Annotated in this window: 15 protein-coding genes; 4 read left to right on the top strand and 11 right to left on the bottom strand. The window is 74.1% G+C overall.

The window, feature by feature from the left end; all coding sequences use genetic code 11:
* Positions 1-159: 159 nt before the first annotated feature.
* From murD to ACFQBR_RS02055, 4 genes are all read right to left on the bottom strand, one after another.
* A complete protein-coding gene (murD, locus tag ACFQBR_RS02070; protein WP_378551834.1) occupies positions 160-1632 on the bottom strand; it encodes a UDP-N-acetylmuramoyl-L-alanine--D-glutamate ligase in 1473 nt (490 codons plus the stop codon).
* A gap of 5 nt (positions 1633-1637) precedes the next feature.
* Positions 1638-2711 (bottom strand): phospho-N-acetylmuramoyl-pentapeptide-transferase, encoded by a 1074-nt coding sequence (mraY, locus tag ACFQBR_RS02065; RefSeq protein WP_267945821.1) that lies wholly within the window; start codon positions 2709-2711, stop codon positions 1638-1640.
* Positions 2708-4156 (bottom strand): UDP-N-acetylmuramoyl-tripeptide--D-alanyl-D-alanine ligase, encoded by a 1449-nt coding sequence (locus ACFQBR_RS02060; RefSeq protein WP_267945822.1) that lies wholly within the window; start codon positions 4154-4156, stop codon positions 2708-2710. Before ACFQBR_RS02060 ends, mraY begins: the two co-directional genes overlap by 4 nt.
* 372 nt (positions 4157-4528) lie before the next feature.
* Positions 4529-6196 (bottom strand): UDP-N-acetylmuramoyl-L-alanyl-D-glutamate--2,6-diaminopimelate ligase, encoded by a 1668-nt coding sequence (locus ACFQBR_RS02055; protein WP_344180781.1) that lies wholly within the window; start codon positions 6194-6196, stop codon positions 4529-4531.
* 254 nt (positions 6197-6450) lie between these two features.
* Here ACFQBR_RS02055 and mmuM point away from each other — a divergent pair, with 254 nt between their 5' ends.
* Positions 6451-7392: a homocysteine S-methyltransferase gene (gene mmuM / locus ACFQBR_RS02050; protein WP_344180779.1), complete on the top strand. Its 942-nt coding sequence runs from the start codon at positions 6451-6453 to the stop codon at positions 7390-7392.
* 90 nt (positions 7393-7482) lie between these two features.
* Here mmuM and ACFQBR_RS02045 read toward each other — a convergent pair whose 3' ends face one another.
* From ACFQBR_RS02045 to mraZ, 4 genes are all read right to left on the bottom strand, one after another.
* Positions 7483-9462 (bottom strand): peptidoglycan D,D-transpeptidase FtsI family protein, encoded by a 1980-nt coding sequence (locus tag ACFQBR_RS02045; protein ID WP_267945825.1) that lies wholly within the window; start codon positions 9460-9462, stop codon positions 7483-7485.
* Entirely contained in the window at positions 9459-9884 is a 426-nt protein-coding gene (gene ftsL / locus ACFQBR_RS02040) for a cell division protein FtsL (protein ID WP_344180776.1), read from the bottom strand. Before ftsL ends, ACFQBR_RS02045 begins: the two co-directional genes overlap by 4 nt.
* Positions 9885-9893: 9 nt before the next feature.
* Positions 9894-10973, bottom strand: coding sequence for a 16S rRNA (cytosine(1402)-N(4))-methyltransferase RsmH (gene rsmH / locus ACFQBR_RS02035; RefSeq protein WP_344180833.1), 1080 nt, complete (start codon positions 10971-10973; stop codon positions 9894-9896).
* A gap of 280 nt (positions 10974-11253) precedes the next feature.
* Positions 11254-11685 (bottom strand): division/cell wall cluster transcriptional repressor MraZ, encoded by a 432-nt coding sequence (mraZ, locus tag ACFQBR_RS02030; protein ID WP_267945827.1) that lies wholly within the window; start codon positions 11683-11685, stop codon positions 11254-11256.
* A 434-nt stretch (positions 11686-12119) separates the two neighbouring features.
* Between mraZ and ACFQBR_RS02025 the strand changes: the two genes are divergently transcribed.
* The 3 genes from ACFQBR_RS02025 (at position 12120) to ACFQBR_RS02015 (ending at position 16953) form a co-directional block, all read left to right on the top strand.
* Positions 12120-13112 carry an AAA family ATPase gene (locus ACFQBR_RS02025; RefSeq protein WP_267945828.1) on the top strand — a complete coding sequence of 331 codons (993 nt, stop codon included), beginning with the start codon at positions 12120-12122 and terminating at the stop codon, positions 13110-13112.
* 236 nt (positions 13113-13348) lie between these two features.
* Positions 13349-14569 (top strand): DUF58 domain-containing protein, encoded by a 1221-nt coding sequence (locus ACFQBR_RS02020; RefSeq protein WP_344180831.1) that lies wholly within the window; start codon positions 13349-13351, stop codon positions 14567-14569.
* Between the two features lie 8 nt (positions 14570-14577).
* On the top strand, positions 14578-16953 hold the full coding sequence (locus tag ACFQBR_RS02015) for a transglutaminase TgpA family protein (RefSeq protein ID WP_378551918.1): 2376 nt from the start codon (positions 14578-14580) through the stop codon (positions 16951-16953).
* Between the two features lie 412 nt (positions 16954-17365).
* On the opposite strand, the gene ACFQBR_RS02010 is transcribed toward ACFQBR_RS02015, so the two are convergent.
* The 3 genes from ACFQBR_RS02010 to ACFQBR_RS02000 form a co-directional block, all read right to left on the bottom strand.
* A complete protein-coding gene (locus ACFQBR_RS02010) occupies positions 17366-17773 on the bottom strand; it encodes a DUF3040 domain-containing protein (RefSeq protein WP_267945829.1) in 408 nt (135 codons plus the stop codon).
* Between the two features lie 242 nt (positions 17774-18015).
* Positions 18016-19302, bottom strand: coding sequence for a DNA polymerase IV (dinB, locus tag ACFQBR_RS02005; protein ID WP_267945830.1), 1287 nt, complete (start codon positions 19300-19302; stop codon positions 18016-18018).
* 154 nt (positions 19303-19456) lie between these two features.
* Entirely contained in the window at positions 19457-20254 is a 798-nt protein-coding gene (locus tag ACFQBR_RS02000) for a methyltransferase domain-containing protein (protein WP_267945831.1), read from the bottom strand.
* Positions 20255-20266: the final 12 nt, after the last annotated feature.

Below are 20266 nucleotides of genomic sequence, written 5' to 3'. Positions count from 1 at the left end.
CCCTCCGCACGATTCGCGCCTCAATACTGGCGCACGCCCGGGTCGGGAACCGTGGACATTTCCCGCGTGTTGGCCATCTTTGGCGGCCGGCCGGGTGGCGGTGGGCACAGCGGACGCCGCCCGCGCGGACTTCGTCACGTACGGGCGGCGTCCGGTCACTCAGGGCAGGCGGTTCACGGCCTCGGAGAACAGGCGTCCGCGCTCGGGGTAGTTGGTGAACATGTCCATGGACGCGGCGGCCGGGGCCAGCAGCACCGTGTCGCCCGCGCGGGCCATGGCCGCGGCCTCGGCGACCACGGCGTCCATCACCGTGTGGCCCTCGGGCGCGTCCGGGGCCGGGCCCTCGACCTCGACCACGGGGACGGAGGGGGCGTGCTCGGCCAGGGCCTCGCGCAGCCGGGCCCGGTCCGCGCCGATCAGCACCGCGCCCCGCAGCCGGCCGGCCGCCGCGGCGACCAGGTCGTCGACCGCGGCGCCCTTGAGCAGGCCGCCGGCGATCCACACCACGGACGCGTAGGCCTCGAGCGAGGCCGCCGCGGCGTGCGGGTTGGTCGCCTTGGAGTCGTCCACGTAGTCGACGCCTCCGACGGAGGCCACGTGCGCGATGCGGTGGGGCTCGGGCCGGAACGAGGCCAGGCCGGCCCGCACCGACGCCGGCGCGACGCCGATCGAGCGGGCCAGCGCCGCCGCGGCCAGGGCGTTGGCGACGTTGTGCGGCGCGGCCGGGCGGACGTCGGCGAGGGTGGCCAGCTCCTCGGCGCTGCTGCCGGGGTCGGCGCAGAAGGCGCGGTCGACGAGCAGGTCCTCGACCACTCCCAGTTCGCCGGCCCTCGGGGTGTCCAGCCGGAAGCCGACGAGCGGGGCGTACGGGTCGCCGTCCTCCTCCGCCAGGCGGACCGACCAGGCGTCGGCCGTGTTGGCGACCCGGATCGTCCCGGGCGCGAACACCCTGCCCTTGGCCCGCGCATAGGGGTCGAGGCCGCCGTGCCAGTCCAGGTGGTCGGGGGCCACGTTGAGGACGGTGGCGGCGTGCGGGCGCACGCTGCTGGACCAGTGGAGCTGGAAGCTGGACAGCTCCACGGCCAGCACGTCGTGCACGTGGCCGTCGGCGTCGGGCAGGACCGCGTCGACGATCGGCGTGCCGACGTTGCCGACGGCGAGCGCGTCCCGGCCGTCCGCGCGGAGCATCGCCTCCAGCATCCGCACGGTGGTGGTCTTGCCGTTGGTCCCGGTGATGGCGAGCCACACCTGGTCCGCGGGCTTGAGGCGCCAGGCCAGCTCGACGTCGCCGATCACCTCGGTCCCGGCCTCGGCGGCCCGGACCAGGAGCGGGGAGTCGGGGCGCCAGCCGGGCGAGGTGACGACCAGGTCGCAGCCCTCGGGCAGCGGGGTCCCGCCGAGGACCACCTCGGCCCCGGCGTCGGCGAGTTCGGCGGCGACCGTCCGGACGGTGTCGTCGTCGCGGCCGTCCACGACGACCACGCGGGCCCCGCGGGCCAGGAGCGCCCTGGCGACCGGGGGCCCGGACACTCCCAGACCGGCGACGCAGACGAGCCGTCCCTCCAGGCCGGCCCCGCTCGGAGCGGGGTCGGCGGCGGGACCGGGCTGTGTGTCGGAAGAGTGGTGCGGCATGCCTTCTACCTTGGCATCCATTCGAGATAGAAGAGTCCGATGGCGATCGCCACGAACAGGCCCTGGATGATCCAGAAGCGGATCACGATGGTGGGTTCGGCCCACCCCTTGAGCTCGAAGTGGTGCTGGAGCGGCGCCATGCGGAACACGCGTTTGCCGGTGAGGCGGAACGACGTGATCTGGATCATCACCGACATGGTGATGATGACGAAGAGGCCGCCGATGAGCAGCAGCAGGAGCTGCGTGCGGGTGGTGATGGCCAGGCCCACGATGAGGCCGCCCAGCGCCAGGGAGCCGGTGTCGCCCATGAAGATCTTGGCGGGCGGTGCGTTGAACCACAGGAAGCCGATGCACGCGCCGAGCGCAGCGGCGGCCACCACGGCCAGGTCCAGGGGGTCGCGGACCGTGTAGCAGCTGTCCGAGAGGTAGGACACGCACGACTGGCGCAGCTGCCAGTTGCCGATGATGACGTAGGCCACCAGGGACAGGATGGTGGCGCCGGTCGCGAGGCCGTCCAGGCCGTCCGTCAGGTTCACCGCGTTGGAGAAGCCGACGATGAGGAAGAGCGCCCACAGGATGAACAGGCCCAGCATCAGCGGGGGCCCGAAGTCGCGCAGGAAGGACAGGCTGGGCGCCGCGGGGGTGTAGCCGTACCCGTTGGGGAACTGGGTGACCCCGTAGGCGAAGCCGATGCCGATGACGGCCTGGCCGACCATCTTCGCGCCGCTGCGCAGGCCGAGGCTGCGGCGCTTGTAGATCTTGATGAAGTCGTCGAGGAAGCCGACGCAGCCCATGCCGACGAACAGGAACATCACGAGCAGGCCCGAGGCGGTCGGCCCCGTCGAGGAGGGCTGCACCAGCCACAGCACCAGATGGGAACCGAAGTAGCCCACCACCGCGCCGAGGATGACGACGATGCCGCCCATGGTGGGCGTGCCCTGCTTGGTCTTGTGGCCCTCGGGTCCGTCGTCGCGGACCTCCTGGCCGAACTTGAACCGGTACAGCAGTTTGATGAGCGGCGGCATCAACGCCATGGAGACGATGAGCGACAGCGCCGCCGCGATGGAGATGCCGATCACTGGACATCACCCTTGGTGATGAGGTCGATAACCCTTTCGAGCGCTGCCACCCGCGATCCCTTCACAATGACGACGTCTCCTGTGCGCATGCGTTCGCGCAGCGCCGCCGCGGCCGCCCCTGCGTCCGCGACCCGGATGCACTCACCCCGCCACTGCCCCTGCCGGGCAGCGCGTTCGGCGCCGACGGCGATGCCCTCGGCCGCCTCTCCGACCACGATCAGGTGGGCCACGCCCGTGCGGGCGGCCAGCTCGCCGATCTGCTCGTGTTCGGCTCCTCCGTCCTCGCCGAGCTCCGCCATGTGGGCGAGCACCGCGATGGAACGGCGGTTGCGGGCGAGCGCTTCGAGTGTGGTCAGCGCGGCCCGCACGGACTCGGGGTTGGCGTTGTAGGCGTCGTTGACGAGTGTGGCACCGTCGTGTTCGGTGACCTCCATCCGCCACCGGCTGACCGGGGTCGCGGCGCCGAGGGCGGCGGCGACGGCGTCGATGTCCATACCGAGTTCGTCGGCGACGGCGGCGGCGGCCAGGGCGTTGTGCACCTGGTGCGCGCCGACGAGCGCCAACCTCACCGGGGCGGTGCGACCGCCCAGGTGGAGTGTGAAGGAGGGGGCGCCGGAGTCCCGGAGGACCACGTCGGTGGCGCGCACGTGCGCGTCCTCGCCCTGTCCGTAGGTGACGACCCTGGCCCGGGTGCGCGACGCCATCGCGCTCACCCGGGGGTCGTCGGCGTTGAGGATCGCGACACCGCCGGAACCGCGGTCCGCCGAGCCGGGCGGCAGTGCCTCGACCAGCTCGCCCTTGGCCTTGGCGATGGTGTCGCGGTCGCCGAACTCGCCCATGTGGGCGCTGCCGACGTTGAGGACCACGCCGATCCTGGGCGGGGCGACCTCGCACAGGTGGGCGATGTGCCCGACACCGCGCGCGGAGACCTCCAGGACCAGGTTGCGGGTACCGGTGTCGGCGCGCAGCACGGTGAGCGGGTGGCCGATCTCGTTGTTGAAGGAGCCGGCCGGGGCGACGGTCGGGCCCAGCCCGCCGACGACCTGGGCGATGAGGTCCTTCGTGGTGGTCTTGCCGGAGGACCCGGTGACCGCGACGACCTCGGCCGCTTCCGCTCCGCGCCGGACGTCGCCGAGCTCCCGCGCCACGTACCGTGCGAGCCGGGCCAGGGCGGCGACGACCCCGTCGTCGCCCCCCTCCGCCAGCAGGTGCGGGGCCGCGACGGGGCGGGAGGCCAGGACGGCCGTCGCCCCGGCCGCGACCGCGGGTCCGGCGAAATCGTGTCCGTCGACGTGCTCCCCGGTCAGGGCGACGAAGAGCGCGCCTGGCGCTGCCTGCCGCGAGTCGATGACTACGGGACCGTCGACGACGGCGTCGGGGCGCGCTGATCCGCCGATGGCGGTTTGGGTGATCTCAGCGATCCGATCGAGCGTGAGCGCGATCAAATCCACTCCTCATGTCAGGCCCGGCCCACGGCACCACAGGGGCTGTTGGCCACCGGCCGGAGTCAGGTCAGGGGATGGCACCGCGGATGCCGTGCGCGCGGTGCCGCGCCGGCTCACCGGGGCCGCGTCGGCGGGCTACGCCATGGGCGCCACCGTGGGCGGTCGGGCTGCGATTGCCGGACCTACCTTAGAACACATTGCGGTGTCCGGGGTCCCGCCGGGCCCTGTGTGGAGCAATATGGTCCACTTCGTGACCGGCAGTGTCCGTGTGACCAGTGATCCGCGCGCCCCGGGCGGCGGGGACGCACGAGGGGCGCGGACGGTGTCCGCGCCCCTCGTCCCGAACGGAGGCCGCCCGGGAGTGTTGTCGGGTCATCCCTCGTCAGGGACCCTGTGGATGTCCTGGAGGGCGACTCCCAGCCGTTCGCGGGAGCTCACGGCGAGGTGGTCGCCGATGGCCCGGCGCAGCACCTCCCGGTCGTCGAAGGGCAGCACTTCGCCCTTGACGTACTGGCCGGTCTCGTGGCCCTTCCCCGCGACGACGATCACGTCGCCCGGGCGGACGCGGTCCACCGCGATGCGGATGGCCTCGGCCCGGTCGAGTTCGACCGTGACGTGGGCGCGCTGGTCCTCGGGGACCTTGGCCACGCCTTCGAGCATCGCCGCGGCGATGGAGACAGGGTCCTCGGTGCGGGGGTTGTCGTTGGTGATGACCAGCTGGTCCGCCAGGCGCGCGGCGGCCTCGCCCATCAGGGGGCGCTTGGCGCGGTCGCGGTCGCCCCCGCAGCCGAGCACCATGGTCACGTAGCCGTCGGTGGTGGAGCGGAGCGCGGTGAGGACCGCCTCGATGGCACCGGGTTTGTGGGAGTAGTCCACGAGCGCGGTGAAGTCCTGGAAGGCGCGGGGCACGTCGTCGACGACCACGGGCTCCATGCGTCCGGGCACCCCCGGGGCGGCGGCGACGCCGGCGATCGCGGTCTCCAGCGGCAGGCCCGCCTCGACCAGGCCGACGATGGCGGCCATCGCGTTGGAGACGTTGAACGGCCCGGGCAGGCCGACGGAGGCCTCCGCCTCCATGCCGCCCGGACCGACGATCCGGAACCTGCTGCCCGTGGCCCCCAGGTCGACGTCCACGGCCCGCCAGTCGGCCTCCATGGCCGTGGCCGGGTCGGCGTCGGTGCAGCCGTCCACGGCGAAGGTGGTGACGGGGATCGTCCCGTCGGCCTGCACCATGTCCACCAGGGCGCGGCCGAACCGGTCGTCGGCGTTGACGACCGCGATGTCGCAGTACTCGGGGGTGAACAGCCGAGCCTTCGTGTCGAAGTAGTCGCGCAGGTCCGAGTGGAAGTCCAGGTGGTCCTGGGACAGGTTCGTGAAGATCGCCACGTCGTAGCGGGTTCCGCCGACCCTGCCCAGGGCGAGGGCGTGGCTGGAGACCTCCATGGCTGCGGCGGTGACGCCCTCCTCGCGCATGAGCGCGAACAGGCCGTGCAGGTCGGTGGCCTCGGGGGTGGTGAGGGAGGAGGCGACCCGCTCGTCCCGGACGCGCATCTCCACCGTGCCGACGAGGCCGGTGGTCATGCCGGCCCGGCGGAGCCCGGACTCGACCAGGTACGTGACCGTGGTCTTGCCGCTGGTGCCCGTGGTGCCGATCAGCAGCAGGTCCTGCGCGGGCTCCTTGAAGATCCAGGAGGCCGCCGTTCCGAGCGCGGCCCGCGCGTCGGGGACGACGATCACGGGCAGGCCGGTCGCGGCGGCGCGCTCGGCCCCGGCGGGGTCGGTGAGGACGGCGGCGGCTCCCGCCTCGGCCACCTGCCCGGCGAAGTCGGCGCCGTGGGCGCGCGTTCCCGGCAGCGCCGCGTACAGGTCTCCGGGACCCGCCTTCCGTGAGTCGTGGGTGATGCCGCGTACGTGCACCTCCCTGCCGGGCACCTCGGCCGTGTGGTCCGCGCCGAGGTCCGGGCGCAGGAGTGTGGCGTCCGGCCCGAGCAGCGCTGCGAGGGCGGACAGGGGACGAAGTGGCGTGTGTTCAGGTCGCATTACCGGTGGCACGTGTGGAGGTTAACCGCTGCGGACGACCGGTCGGTAATTTCCACGCTGCGTGCGGCGGGGATTCTCCGGCGGGGCCCCGAGGCTCCCCGGCCCTCCCGCCCCCGGTCGGCGCCGGGACCGGGCGGGGCACACCTCGGGGCCGAGGGCCGTGCCCGGAGGACGGGAACCGGAACCGCGGCTCCCGGGGACCGGCGGCCGCGCCCCGCCGCGCCTACCCTGGAAGTCTCACGGGGGAGGGTGGAGTGGTCCGAACGGTGCCGGGCGCGCCCGGCGTCCGTCCGCTGGTGCTCGACGGCGGGCTGGCGACCCGCCTGGAGTCCTACGGCGCCGACCTGCGCGGCGGCCTGTGGTCGGCGCGGCTGCTGGCCGACGGGCCCGGACTGGTCCGCCGCGCGCACCGGGACTACTTCGAGGCGGGCGCCGACGTGGCGATCTCCGCCGGGTACCAAGCGAGCATCCCGGCCCTGGAGGCGCGGGGGCACTCGCGGCGCAAGGCCGCCGGGCTCCTCGCCAGGTCCGTGGAGCTGGCGCGGGCCGAGCGCGACGCGTTCGGCTCGGGCCTGGTCGCCGCCGGGGTGGGGCCCTACGGTGCGGCCCTGGCGGACGGGTCCGAGTACACCGGCGACTACGACCTGGACGAGGACGGCCTGTACGCCTGGCACCGCGAGCGGTGGCGCGTGCTCGCCGGCGCCGGGGCGGACCTCATGGCCTGCGAGACGATCCCCTCCCTGCCGGAGGCCCGTGCCCTGGGCCGGCTCCTCGCCGAGGTTCCCGGGCCGCGCGCGTGGATCAGCTTCTCCTGCCGCGACGGCGGGCACCTCAACGACGGCACCCCCCTGAGCCGGGCGGTCGCCGAACTCGCGCCGCTGCACGCGGCCGGGAGGCTCGTCGCCGCGGGCGTCAACTGCACCGCTCCCCGCCACGTCCCCTCCCTGGTCCGCACGGTGGCCGCGGCGGGCCTGCCCGCGGTCGCCTACCCCAACTCGGGGGAGAGCTGGGACGCGTCCCTCGGCCGGTGGACGGGCGTCGGCGATCCGGAGGGGTTCGGCAGGGCCGCGGTGTCCTGGTACGAGGCCGGAGCGGTGCTCGTGGGCGGATGCTGCCGCACCGGCCCCGAGCACGTCCGCTCCGTGCGCGCCCGCCTGGACGCGCACCTGGGCCGCGGGGCCGGCCGGCGCCCCTGACCCCGCGGGTTCCGGGGCCCGGGGCCGGGCGCGGCGGTCCGCGTGCCGGGCCGGGGCGCGTCGCGCGGACGCCCCCGGCGGGCCGGCGCGCTAGCCCGCGTCCTCCTCGAACAGCCGGATGGCGGGCGGGTCGGTGTCCGTCGGCGGGACCTTCAGGGACTTCAGCGCGAAGGACATGATGTCGTTGAACACCGGGCCGGCCGCCTCGCCGCCGTAGTAGGTGCCCTGCGGGTTGTGCAGGACCACCTGGACCACGATCTCCGGGTCGTCGGCGGGCGCGAAGCCGGAGAAGGACGCCGTGTACCCGCCGTCCTCGTAGGTGCCCGTCTCCGGGTTGATGCGGTTGGCGGTGCCCGTCTTGCCCGCGACCCGGTACCCGTCGATGCGGGCCTGCGGCGCCGTGCCCTCGTCCCCGGTGACCGCCTCCAGCATGAGCGCGAGCTGTTCGGCGGTCTCCTCGCTGAGCACGCGGCGCTGCTCGGGCTCCTCCGCGGGGGTGAACTCCCCGTTCGTGTCGACCGTGCCCGCGACCACCGTCGGCGCCACCCGCACGCCCCCGTTGGCGACGGTGGCGTACACCGAGGCCATCTGGGCGGCGTTGACCGTCAGGCCGTGCCCGATGGAGACCGACGGGAGCTGCGTGCCCCACCAGTCCTCGGGCGCCGTCAGCACGCCGGCCTCCTCCCCCGGCAGGTTCAGCCCGGTCGGCTGGCCGAGCCCGAAGTCCTCGATGTAGGAGTGCAGGACCCCGGCCCCCACCTGGTCGGCGATCTTGATCGTGCCGACGTTGCTGGACTGGGCCATGATGCCGTTGACCGTGAGGCGCTGCGTGCCGTTGTTGCTGGAGTTGCGGAAGGTCTGGTCGTAGTACTGGAGGGAGTAGGGCACGGTGTACACCGTCTCCGGCTCGGTGAGCCCCTCCTCCAGCGCCGCGCCGACCGTGATGACCTTGTTGGTGCTGCCCGGCTCGAAGGTCTCCGCGACCGCCCCGTTGGACCACTGCTCGGGTCCGGTGGAGTCGATGTCGGCCTGGGAGTACGTCGGGAAGTCGGCCATCGCGAGGATCTCCCCGGTGCCGACGCGCTCCACGACGACGCTGCCGGCGACGGCGTCCAGCTCCTCCACCCTGTTCGCGAGGGTCTGCGCGGCGTACCACTGGATGTCCTGGTCCAGGGTCAGCCGGACGTCCTGTCCGGGCACGGGCTCGCTGACCAGGCCCCCGGCCATGGGGATCTGGGTGCCGTCGATGCCGACCTCGACCTGCCGCCGGCCCGACTCGCCCGCCAGGGTGCTGTCGAGGTAGCCCTCCAGGCCCTCCAGGCCGTGTCCCTCCGAGCCGACGAACCCGACCAGGTCGGCGGCCCCCGTCTCCTCGGGGTAGACCCGGTCGTAGGCCACCTCCGCGCCCACACCGGACAGGCCCAGGTCGCGCAGCCCCTCCCAGTCGCGCGGCAGGACCTTCGTGGCCACCACCTGGTAGCGGGAGGGCCGGGCGTCGACCTTCTCGGTGACCTCGGCCTCGTCCAGGCCGAACCGGGTGACGAGCTCGTCGACGAGCTGGTCCCGCTCGTCCTCCTCGACCTCCTCGGGGTCGACGAAGACGTTGCGCACCTCCACCGACAGGGCGAACGGGTTGCCCTCGGCGTCGGTGATCTCGCCGCGCAGGGTGGGGATGTCGATGGTCTGGAGACGGGTCTGCGAGGCAGCCTCGGCGTACTGCTCCGCCTCCAGGCCCTGGATCTGCACCAGGCGACCGGCGAAGAGGAGCATGATGACGACGATCAGCACGCCGCCGAACTTGATCCGGCTGCGCGGCTCCCCCCGCCGGAAGGTGCGGCGCAGCAGGGGCGGGGGCGGGGGCGGCCCCGACCTGCGGCGCGCGGAGCCCCGCTCCCCGCCTCGCCCACCGCGCGCGGAACGCCCCTCGGACCGTGCCGAGGAGCGTGCGCGGGTGCCGCCGTCGGGGCGGCGCGGTTCACGCTGGGGGCGCTTGCTGGGCCCGGCCCCGGAACGGCCCGCCGCTCCGGGCCTGCGGGGGTCCCGGGGACGCCGGTCCCTCGGCGCGCTCACTCACCGCTCCCGGCGCTCCCGGTGATCTCACCGTTCTCGGGGTCGAGGAAGAGCGGGGCCTCACCCTGCTCCATGCCCATGGCCTCGGCCTCCTCCGCGATCCGCTCCGAGGCCTCCAGGCCCGCGACCGTGTTGCGGCGCTGCTGCTCCTCGTAGGCCAGCTCCCGGTTCTCCGCCTGGAGGCTGGCGATGGTGAAGGCCTCCTGGGCGACGACGCTGCGCAGCACCAGCAGGGCGACCAGCGCTCCGCCCAGCAGGCACAGGACGAGGAGGACGAAGGGGATGCGCGGCGCCGGGCGGGCGCGCGCCGCCCCGGCCTTGCGCCCGGGGGCGCGCCCGGGCGAGGCGGGGGCGGCTCCCCCTCCCTTCCCGCTCCCGCCCTTGCGGGCCGGTGCCCGGCGCGTGTCCGTCCTCGTGCTCATCTGGTCTCCCTACTGCCGCGGCGGCCGAACCCGTTCGGCCGCCCGGAGGCGGGCCGACTGGGCGCGCGGGTTGCGTTCGTTCTCTTCGTCCGTGGGGAGCTCGGCCCCCCGGGTGAGGAGCCGTAGCTCGGGCTGCCTGTCCGGGAGGGGGACCGGCAGGTCCGCGGGCGTGGTGTCGGTGGCCAGCGCGGCGAGGGCCCTCTTGGTCATCCGGTCCTCCAGCGAGTGGTAGGACAGCACGGCGATGCGCCCGCCCACGCCCAGGCGGGAGACCGCCGCGGGCAGGGCGCGCTCCAGGATGGAGAGTTCGGCGTTGACCTCGATGCGCAGGCCCTGGAAGGCGCGCTTGGCGGGGTGCCCGCCGGTGCGGCGGGTGGCCGCGGGGATGGCCTCGCGGACCAGTTCGGCGAGTTCGCGCGTGGAGTCGATCGGGCCCTGTGCGCGCCGCCGCTCGATGGCTCTGGCGACGCGGGACGCGAAGCGCTCCTCGCCGTAGGTGCGCAGGACCCGCGTGAGTTCGCCGACCGGGTAGGTGTTGACGACCTCGGCCGCGGTCAGGGACTGGGTGCGGTCCATGCGCATGTCCAGCGGCGCGTCGTGGGCGTAGGCGAAACCGCGGTCGGTCTCGTCCAGCTGCGGCGAGGACACCCCCAGGTCGAGCAGGACGGCGTCGGCGCCGGAGACGCCCGCCTCGTCCAGCGCGCGCGGGATGTCGGAGTAGAGCGCGTGCACGAAGTGGGTGCGGTCGGCGTAGGGGGCGAGGCGCTCGGCGCTGCGCTCCAGGGCCGTGGTGTCGCGGTCGACCCCGACCAGGCGCATGGTGGGGCAGGCCTTGAGCAGGGCCTCGGAGTGGCCGCCCAGCCCCAGGGTGCCGTCCACGAGCACGGCCCCGGGCTCGGTGAGCGCGGGGGCCAGGAGTTCGATGATCCGGTCGAGCATGACCGGTACGTGCAGCGGGTCCGTCCCGGCGCGGGCCGCGGCGATGCGGTCCCCGATGCCGCTTCCCCGCCCGGCTCCGTCCCCGGTGTCCTGGTGTTCGCGGGCCGGGCCGTCCCCTTCGGGCTGCTCGTGCTGCCGGGTGTCCCCCATGCGGTGCTGTTCCTCCACGCTTTCGCCGTCTCCCCCTGGTCGCCGCGGTAGCGCCACGATGGTGCGCTCCGCGGTGTCCTTCGCGTGGCCCGGCCGGGTTTCGGCAAGGCCTTCCGGACACGGCCGCTATTGTCCACCGTTCGGCGGACCCGTGTTCACGACCTGGCACCGGGGAAGTCGCGCCAGCTCGTGTGCGCCGTGTCCGGAGGCCGTTGCCGACCCCCGGTCTGCAAGGGTGTGGACTGTCGTGCCGCTCGTTCCGGCGGTGGCTCCGCCGGGTTCACAGCACCCCGGGCAGCACCTCCTCGGAGAGCTGCGCGAAGGCCTGCTCCTGCTCGGCCTCGTACTCGGACCACGCGTCGGCGTCCCAGATCTCCAGGCGGGTGTTGGCGCCGATGACGACGCACTCGCGCTCGAGACCCGCGTACTCGCGCAGCTTCGACGGGATGGTCACCCTGCCCTGCTTGTCGCAGGTCTCGTCGGAGGCGCTGGCGAAGAGGACCCGGCTGTAGTCGCGAACGGACTTGGCCGTGACCGGGGTGCTGGCGAGCGCGTCGGTGATGCGCCGGAACTCCTCCGTCGGGAAGACGTAGAGGCAGCGCTCCTGGCCCTTGGTGACCACCAGACCCCCCGACAGCTCGTCGCGGTACTTCGCGGGAAGGAACAGCCGTCCCTTCTGGTCGAGGCGAGGCGTGTGGGTGCCGAGGAACACACTCCCACCCCCTCACTCCCCGAAGTGGAGAATTCACCCTCTCCACGATGCTCCACCTTACTCCACTCTTCCCCACCGTCAACAGCTCCAATCGGGATTCACACCCCGAAGAATCCACAAATGCGCAGGTCAGGAGGGTGGGGCGGGCGAAGCTCGCGCGGATGCCGCCGGGTGTCGTCCGGCACTCTCCCCCCACATACCCGCCGACCTGCGAAAACGACCCCTCCACGCGCACGGGCGCACGGAGGGGGCAGGGTGTGCCGCGTGGGCGCCGCCAATGCCCGGAAGAGCGATTCGGGCCCTTTGACCTCTTTGGTTGCCCGTGGAATCAATCGGCCGCCGATTCCGGCACTTTGGTTTGCAATCGCTCCGATTGGGCCTAGCCTCGGTTCCGAACACCGACACACGAAGCCATACGGAGCGGGAGGGGTCTCGTGTCACTCGGCACACACCACGGCGGTCGCGGGGGCGGTGTCCAGGAGGACGTCGGCGAGATCGTCGCCGTGGCGGACCGCGTCCGCGGCGCCATCGAGACGGTCATCGAGGGCAAGCCGGAGGTGCTGCGCATCGCCCTGACGGTCCTGCTCGCCGAGGGGCACCTGCTCATCGAGGACGTCCCGGGCGTCGGCAAGACCATGCTGGCCAAGGCCCTGGGACGGGCCGTGGACTGCTCCGTGCAGCGCGTCCAGTTCACCCCGGACCTGCTCCCCAGCGACATCACCGGCGTCAGCGTCTACCACCAGGACCGGCGCGAGTTCGAGTTCAACCCCGGTCCGGTCTTCGCCAACATCGTGCTGGGCGACGAGATCAACCGCGCCTCCCCCAAGACCCAGGCGGCCCTCCTGGAGTGCATGGCCGAGCGCCAGGTGAGCGTGGACGGGCAGACCCGCGCGCTGGAGCGCCCGTTCATGGTGGTGGCCACGCAGAACCCCTCCGACATGGAGGGCACCTACGCGCTCCCCGAGGCGCAGCGGGACCGGTTCATGGCCCGCGTGTCCGTCGGCTACCCGGCCCCGCAGGCCGAACTCGACATGATCGACTCGCACAGCTCCCGCTCCCCCCTGGACACCCTCGTCCCGGTGACCGACGCCGCACAGATCCGCGACCTCACCGACCGCGTGCGCGCGGTCCACGTCGCCCCCGGTATGCGCCGCTACGTCGTCGACCTGGTCAACTCCACCCGGACCAGTCCCGACCTGCGCCTGGGGGCCTCACCGCGCGCGACCCTGCACCTGGTGCGGGCGGCACGCGCGTACGCCGCCCTGGACGGGAGGCACTACGTCGTCCCCGACGACGTGCAGGCGCTCGCCGTCCCGGTGCTCGCGCACCGCCTGCTGCCCGCGCCCGAGGCGCAGATGGAGCGCCTCTCCCCCGAGCAGATCGTCGCCAAGCTGGTCGCACGCCTGCCCGTGCCCGGACCGCAGTAGCCGCGCCCCCGCGGGGGCGCGGCGTCCCGCTCCTCCCGCCTCCCCGCCTGTCCCGCCCGCCGGGTGCGGGCCGCTCCGAGAGAGGGTCCATGCGTCCGCCCGACGTCCGACACCAGGCGCCTCCCGCGCACACCCCCGCACCGGGCGTCAGCCGCGGGACTCCCTCCGCGCCGCCGCCCGACACCCTCCACCCGCAGGAGCGCCCCCGCCGGACCCTCACCCCGCGCGGGGTGTTCATGCTCGTGTTCGGCGCGATCGCCCTCGTGGCCGGCCTCCTCGTCGGACAGCGTGAGCTGGTCGCCGTGGGCGTGCTCCTGGCCGCGGTGCCGCCGCTCTCCGCCCTCACGGTCCTGGGAGCCGCCTCCCGGGTCGTGCACAGCCGGACCGTGGCGCCCGTCCGCGTGCCGGCCGGCCACGACGCCCGGATCCTGGTCAGGATCGGCAACTCCTCCCCCGTCTGGCCGGTCGCCTCGCTGTCGGTCGAGGACACCCTGCCGGTCCCGCTGGGCGCCGAGCCCCGGTACACCGTAGGCCACCTCGGCCCCCGCTCCGTCCGCGACGTCTCCTACCTGGTCAGGCCGGCGACACGCGGCAACTACCCGGTGGGCCCGCTCCGCGTGGCGGTGACCGACCCGCTGGGGTGCGTGCGCGTCGGACGCCGTGTCGGGGCGCCGGCCCACCTGCTCGTGACCCCCGTGACCGTGCCCCTGGCGTCGCCGGGGTCCGCCGACGGCTCGCAGGGCGAGGAGAGCCCCCGCCGCTCGGTGACCGGGGCCGGGGAGCAGGACCCGGTGCCGCGCGAGTACCAGTACGGGGACGAACTGCGCAGGGTCCACTGGCGCTCCACCGCCAAGCACGGTGAGCTGATGGTGCGCCGGGACGAGCAGCACTGGCGTGAGAACAGCACGATCCTGCTGGACACCCGGTGGTCCGCCCACCGGGGGCACGGCCCCGCCGGGTCCCTGGAGACGGCGGTCAGCGTCGCCGCCTCCGTGGCGCTGGGCCTGCTCGACGGCGGCCACGACCTGCGCTTCCACACCGAGCGCGGGCGGGTGCCGACCATGAGCGCCGCGGGCGTCCTGGACGGCCTGGCCGTCGTGGAACCCTCCGACACCCCGGGACTGCTCGGCGGCATCGGTCTGCTCGGCACATCCCGCGGCACGTCCAGCCTGGTCGTGGCGGTCCTGGGGGCGCTGTCCCCCGACGAGGCCGCCGCCCTCGCCCGGAGCGGAGGACGGGGGGCGCGCGTGGCCGTGCTGTGCGCCCACGCCGCGTGGGAGGGGCCGGACGCCGCGGCCGGCGTCCGCGACATCCTCGCGTCCGCCGGATGGCGCGTCCTCGTCCTCTCCTCCCTCGCGGACCTGCCCCGGCTGTGGTCCCTCGCGGCCGTCCGCACCGGAACGCACGGCCCCGTCCGGGCCGCCGCGCCCCGCACCCCCGGAAAGGGTCCGCGTTGAGAGCACTGATGCCCCTGGCGTCCCTGGTCTGCCTGCTGTCGGCGCTGCCCCTGCTGGGCACGGTCGTGCGCGGCGAGACCTGGTGGGTCCCCGCGGCCTTCGTGACGACCGCGGTCTGCGGGATCTCCGCGCTGTACCGGCTGAGCGGGTGGAACTCCCTGCCCGTGCCGTTCCTCCAGCTGTTCGCGGTCGCGTTCCTCAGCACGCCCCTCTTCGCCCCCCACGAGGCCCTCCTGGGCCTCCTCCCGACCTGGGACTCCCTGGAGCACCTGGCGCAGGTGTTCGGGGAGGGCGTCGCCAGCATCGACGGCAACGCGCCGCCGGTGGCGGCCTCCTACGGGGTGACGATGATCATCGCGCTGGTGTTCGCGGTGTTCGCGATGGCCTCGGACTTCCTCGCGGTGACCGCGCGCTGCCCCGGCATGGTCGGCGGCCTGCTGCTGGCACTGGTGGCCGTCCCGCTGGTGGTGGACGACGCCGGCGTCGGAGCGGTGGCCGCGGCCTCCTGCGCCCTCGGCTTCCTGTTCCTCCTCGCGGTGGACATGTGGGTGCGCGGACGCGAGTGGGGCACGCGCGTCCCCGACGGCCGCGACCCCTCGGCCCGCCTGCTCGGCCGGGTGCTCCGGGTGGCGACGGTGTCGGCGGCCTCGGCCGCGGCCGTGCTGCTGGCCCTGACGGTGCCGCTGGCGGTGCCCTCACTGCGCAGCGACGCGTTCTACGCCATGGCCGACGGGGCCTACACCGGCGGGGACGTCCTCACCACGACGCACCCGCTGGTCTCGCTCCGCCGGGAGCTGGGGGCCTCCTCCGACCGCACCGTGCTGACCTACCGGACCGACGCCGAGCAGCCCGACTACCTGCGCACGTACGTGCTGAACGAGTTCGACGGCGAGAACTGGACGATGACGCCGGTCAGCGCCTCGGGCGACACCCTGGTCAGCGGGGAGCTCCCGCTGCCCGCCGGGTGGGACGGGGAGCCCGACGGCGGCCCGGTGACGACGCGGATCTCTCTGGACTCCGACTCGCCCCGGATGGACTTCCTGCCGCTGCCGTACTGGGCGCGCGCGGTGGACGCCCCCGGGGAGTGGTACGCCGACCCCGACAGCCTCATGGTGTTCACCACCGACAGCCCTCCCACGGGCCTGAACTTCTCCGTGGAGACGGTGGACCGCGTCCCCACGGGCGACGAACTGGCCGGCTCCGGGGCCCCCGTCTCCCTCCCCGGCGACCACCGGAACCTGCCGAGCGGCCTGGACCCCTCGGTGCAGGCGCTGACGGACGGCCTCGTCGAGGGCGCGGAGTCGCCGTACGAGCGGGCCCTCGCGATCCAGGAGTACTTCACCGGGGGCCTGTTCACCTACGACCTGTCCCCGCCGGGGGTGCCCGAGGGCGCCGACCCGCTCTCCCACTTCCTGCTGGAGGACCGGGTGGGCTACTGCGAGCAGTTCGCCGGGGCCATGGCGGTCATGGCCCGGCAGGCCGACATCCCCGCGCGGGTGGCCGTGGGCTACACGGCCGGCGAGCGCATGGGCGACGGCCGGTGGGCGGTCACGGTGGGCGACGCGCACGCGTGGCCGGAGCTGTACTTCGAGGGTGCGGGCTGGGTGCGGTTCGAGCCCACCCCGGCCGCGAGCGGCGGCGAGGGGCAGGGCTCGGCGACGGTGCCCGACTACGCGTCCGGCGACGGCGGCGCCGGGGAGCGGCCCGCCGAGGAGCCCGGCGGCCCCGACACGGAGTCCTCCCCGAGCACGGAGCCGAGCGAGGACGCCGAGGAGCCCGACGCCTCCCCCGGGGCGGACGAGGCGCCCGAGGACCGGGAGACCGAGCCCGCCTCGGCCTCCGGCGGCGGCTCCGACGCCGGACCGGACCTGTCCTGGCTCCCCGCGGCGGGGGGTGCGGTCGGCGCACTGCTGCTTCTGGCTCTGCCCGCCCTGGCGCGGGCCTTCCTGCGCTGGTCCCGGACGACTTCGCTGTCGGGCGGCGAGCCGGCCGCGGCCGCGCACACCGCTTGGCGGGAACTCCGGGACACCTGCCTGGACCTGGGCGGCCCGTGGGCGCCGACCGAGAGCCCGCGTGCCACGGCCGAGCGGCTGTCCCGCTTCGGGGCGGGGACGGACGTCCCCCGCCCCGACGGCGTTCCGGCTCCCGTGCCCGCGGAGGCCGTGGCGGCGCTGTGGCGGCTGGCCCTGGCCGAGGAGTCGGCCCGCTACGCGCCCGCGCCGACCGGGGCCGGGGGGCTGCGCGCAGACCTGGCGGCGGCCTGTGCCGGCCTGGCCGCCGCGGCGGGGAGGGGGGCCCGGGTCCGCGCGGCCCTGCTGCCCCGGTCCCTGGCGCCCTGGCACAGGCCCCGGCCCACGCGGGACCTCGCGGCCACGACGCCCTAGGAGTTCCCCGCCCGCCCGCCCGCGCCGGTCTGCGCGGGCGGGCGCAGGGCCCTTCCCCGCCGACGGGCGGGGCGGGCCCGGACGTCCCGGCGCGGGTGAAGGAGCGGGGCGGCCGGGAGCCGCGGCAGCGCACCGTCCACGGGCCCGTCCCGGCCTCCTCCGGGCCCATGAACAGGACCCCGGGGGCGGGGTTTCGGCCAGCCTCGAAGGCGCGTAACGAGCGCAGACCAAAGAGAAGTCTGAACTATTCCACGACGGGCGATTCGTACGTGCCCCACAACACCGTGGTGGGGCCCCGCGATACCCTGCGGGACCCCACCACGTGTCGGTGCGCCCCCGGCCCGGGGACCGGCGCGCACCGGCTGCTAACGCGCTCCGCCCGGTCGCCGGTGGCGGCCGGGGAGGAGCGGTGTCATTCCTCGCCCTCCTGGCGACGGCGCCAGCGCTCCTCGAAGCGGTTCATCATGCCGGGGCGGCTGCCGCCCCTGCGCTTCTGCTTGGGCTCCGCCGCGGCGGCCGCGGCCTCGGCACCCCCGCCGGACGCCTTCCGCCATGCGTTGGCCCCCCACAGGAAGCACGAGAGCATGACGAGGAAACCGAGGACGCTGATGGTGACCTGGACAGCGGTGGACTGGAGCATCAGCCCCGTCATCAGCAGCACCACGCCGACGACGAAACCGAGCCCTGCCTTGATGATCCAGCGCTTGTAATGGACCGCGGGGTTCGTCTGCCGAACTGTGTTCGCGAACTTCGGGTCCTCGGCATACAGCGCCCGCTCGATCTGGTCGAGCATGCGCTGCTCGTGTTCAGAGAGCGGCACGGCGCCTCCCTACGACAGTCCCCGATTGGGGTGACGGGTACTGATGAACAGTCTCTTGGTCAGTGGTATGCCCAGAATACGTTGCACTAGCGCCTGGTGGAAAGAAAAGCTGCGCGCGCACCTGGCCCACAACGGCCACGATACCCTCGCCCTGTATCGGAAACACCGGCTTCCATGCCTCTCTTCTACCCTGACTCCGGTCGTACCCTTAGAACGCTCCGAGGGCCCCGGAAGTTGCCGCATCATACGTCGTTTTCGTCACGCTTGGCCAACACAGCCGACTGTATCGCGCCTGGACCGAAACGAGCTGTCACCTGGTCCATAACCCGTTCAACGTCCCGCCAACCGGAGTCCTCCTCTCCCAACGCCAATTGACGATGGGCCCGGTCCGCAGGAGCGACCCCCTCGACGCGTACGCCGATCAGGCGCAACGGTGTACGCCGCAGTCCGGAGGCCGCGTACAGATCGCGGGCGACGGCGCTGATCTCACGGGCCACGTCGGTGCTCTCGGCCAGGGTCCTGGAGCGGGTGATCGTGGAGAAATCCGCCCGGCGCAGCTTCACGCTCACCGTGCGCCCCACCTGGCCCGACGCCCTCAGCCGTCGCCCCACCTTCTCCGCGAGCCTCAACAGCTCCCTGTCCACCACGTCCGGGTCCGCGACGTCGTCGTCGAAGGTCTCCTCGGCGCCGACGCTCTTGTCGGCGGTCTCGGCGACCACGGTGCTGTCGTCCTCGCCCCGCGCCAGCGCCGCCAGGCGGGTGCCGGCCTTGTTCCCCAGCTCCATGCGCAGCAGGTCCGGCTCGTACCGGGCCAGCTGGCCGACCGTGCGCAGGCCCAGCCTGGCCAGGGTCTGCTCGGTCTTGTCCCCCACCCCGGGCAGCGCGCCCACGGGCAGCGGGTCCAGGAACCCCCGCACGTGGGCGGTGGGCACCAGCAGCAGCCCGTCGGGTTTGCAGTGGGTGGAGCCGAGCTTGGCGGTGAAGCGGTTGGCGGCCACCCCGACGGAGCAGGTCAGCCGCTGCTCGGAGCGCACGCGCTCACGGATCATCGCGGCGATCCGCACCGGTCCGCCCAGGCGGCGGCGGGCCCCGGACACGTCCAGGAAGGCCTCGTCCAGGGAGAGCGGCTGCACCAGCGGGGTCACCGAGCGAAGGATGTCCATCACGGCCTCCGACGCCTGCCGGTAGGCGGCGCCGTCGGGTGGGAAGACGGCGGCGTCGGGGCACAGGCGCAGCGCCCGGGCCATCGGCATGGCCGAGTGCACGCCGCGCGAGCGGGCGAGGTAGTCGGCGGAGGAGACGACGCTGCGGGGACCCGTGCCCCCCACGATGACGGGCCGGTCGCGCGCCTCGGGGTGGCGCAGCTGCTCGACGCTCGCGAAGAAGGCGTCCATGTCCAGGTGCAGGATGTGGCAGTCGGAGTCGGGACCGGACCCGTCCGCGGGGAAGTCGGCGCCCAACGGCACGATGCCGTCGGGGGAGACCATGCCCCGTAGCGCGGCACCGCGTTCCAGCTGACGTCGGCTCATAGGACCAGGTTATGCCCTGCCCAGGCGTGTGCGCCCCCGGGTTCCCGACTCAGGAACCCCGCACGCCCGGGCCCCGGAGCGGCGGGCGTGGGCGGAACCCCGCCCCCGCGAGCGGCGCCCGGGAGGGCGTCAGCGGGGGTCCGGGGCGGGCCCCTCAGGGGCGGTGGGCGATGGCGTGCAGCTGCGTGGCGATCCCGGTCAGCTCGGGGTGCTCGGCGGCGGAGCGCTCCAGCTCCACCAGGTGCTGTCCGGCCTGGGCGTCGCCCTCCCAGGCGTGCCCGGGCACCAGGTCGGCGAAGACCCTGACGCCGCGGACGCTCCCCCCGGTCAGGCCGGCCCCGTCGACGAGTTCGAGGAGCTGCTGCCGGGTGAACCGGCGCGGCATCGGGTCGGCCTCGCCCCAGCGACCGTCCGGGTCGCCGAGCAGGCGCCGTGCCTCGGCGATGTGCCCGGCCAGGGCGCGGTGCAGCGCCCCTGCCGCCGCGTTGGTGACGAGGAGGCTCACGGCGCCGCCCTCACGGGTGATGCCGACCACGTCGCGCAGCGCCGCGACGGGGTCCTCCACGTACTCCAGCACGTTGTGCACCAGCACGAGGTCGGCACTGCCGGGCGCGAACAGGGACGCCAGGTCGCGGGTCTCCCCCTGCACGCCGCGCACGGTGACGCCCTGCTCGGCCGCACGGCGCTCGAGGGCCGCGAGGGAGTCGGGACTGGGTTCGACCACCGTCACGCGGTGGCCCAGCTCGGCGAGCGGGACCGCGGCTCCGCCGGTGCCCCCGCCCGCGTCGACGATCTCCAGGGGACCGTCGTCCGCGAGGCCCTCCAGCAGCTGCGAGAGGGCGTCCCACACGACCGCCGTCCGGGCCGCGCCGGCGGCCCGCGCCGGGCCGGTCGCCCAGCCCGCGCCGGAGCCGCTGCCGGTGGTCGCGCTCACGCCGGTCCTGTCAGTCACTTGCGTCCCCTC

Origin of the sequence: Nocardiopsis tropica (genome assembly GCF_042660575.1) — a bacterium.
Lineage (GTDB): Bacteria > Actinomycetota > Actinomycetes > Streptosporangiales > Streptosporangiaceae > Nocardiopsis > Nocardiopsis tropica.
The sequence above is the reverse complement of the archived record's forward strand: the minus strand, read 5'-3'. Positions and strand labels throughout refer to the sequence as shown.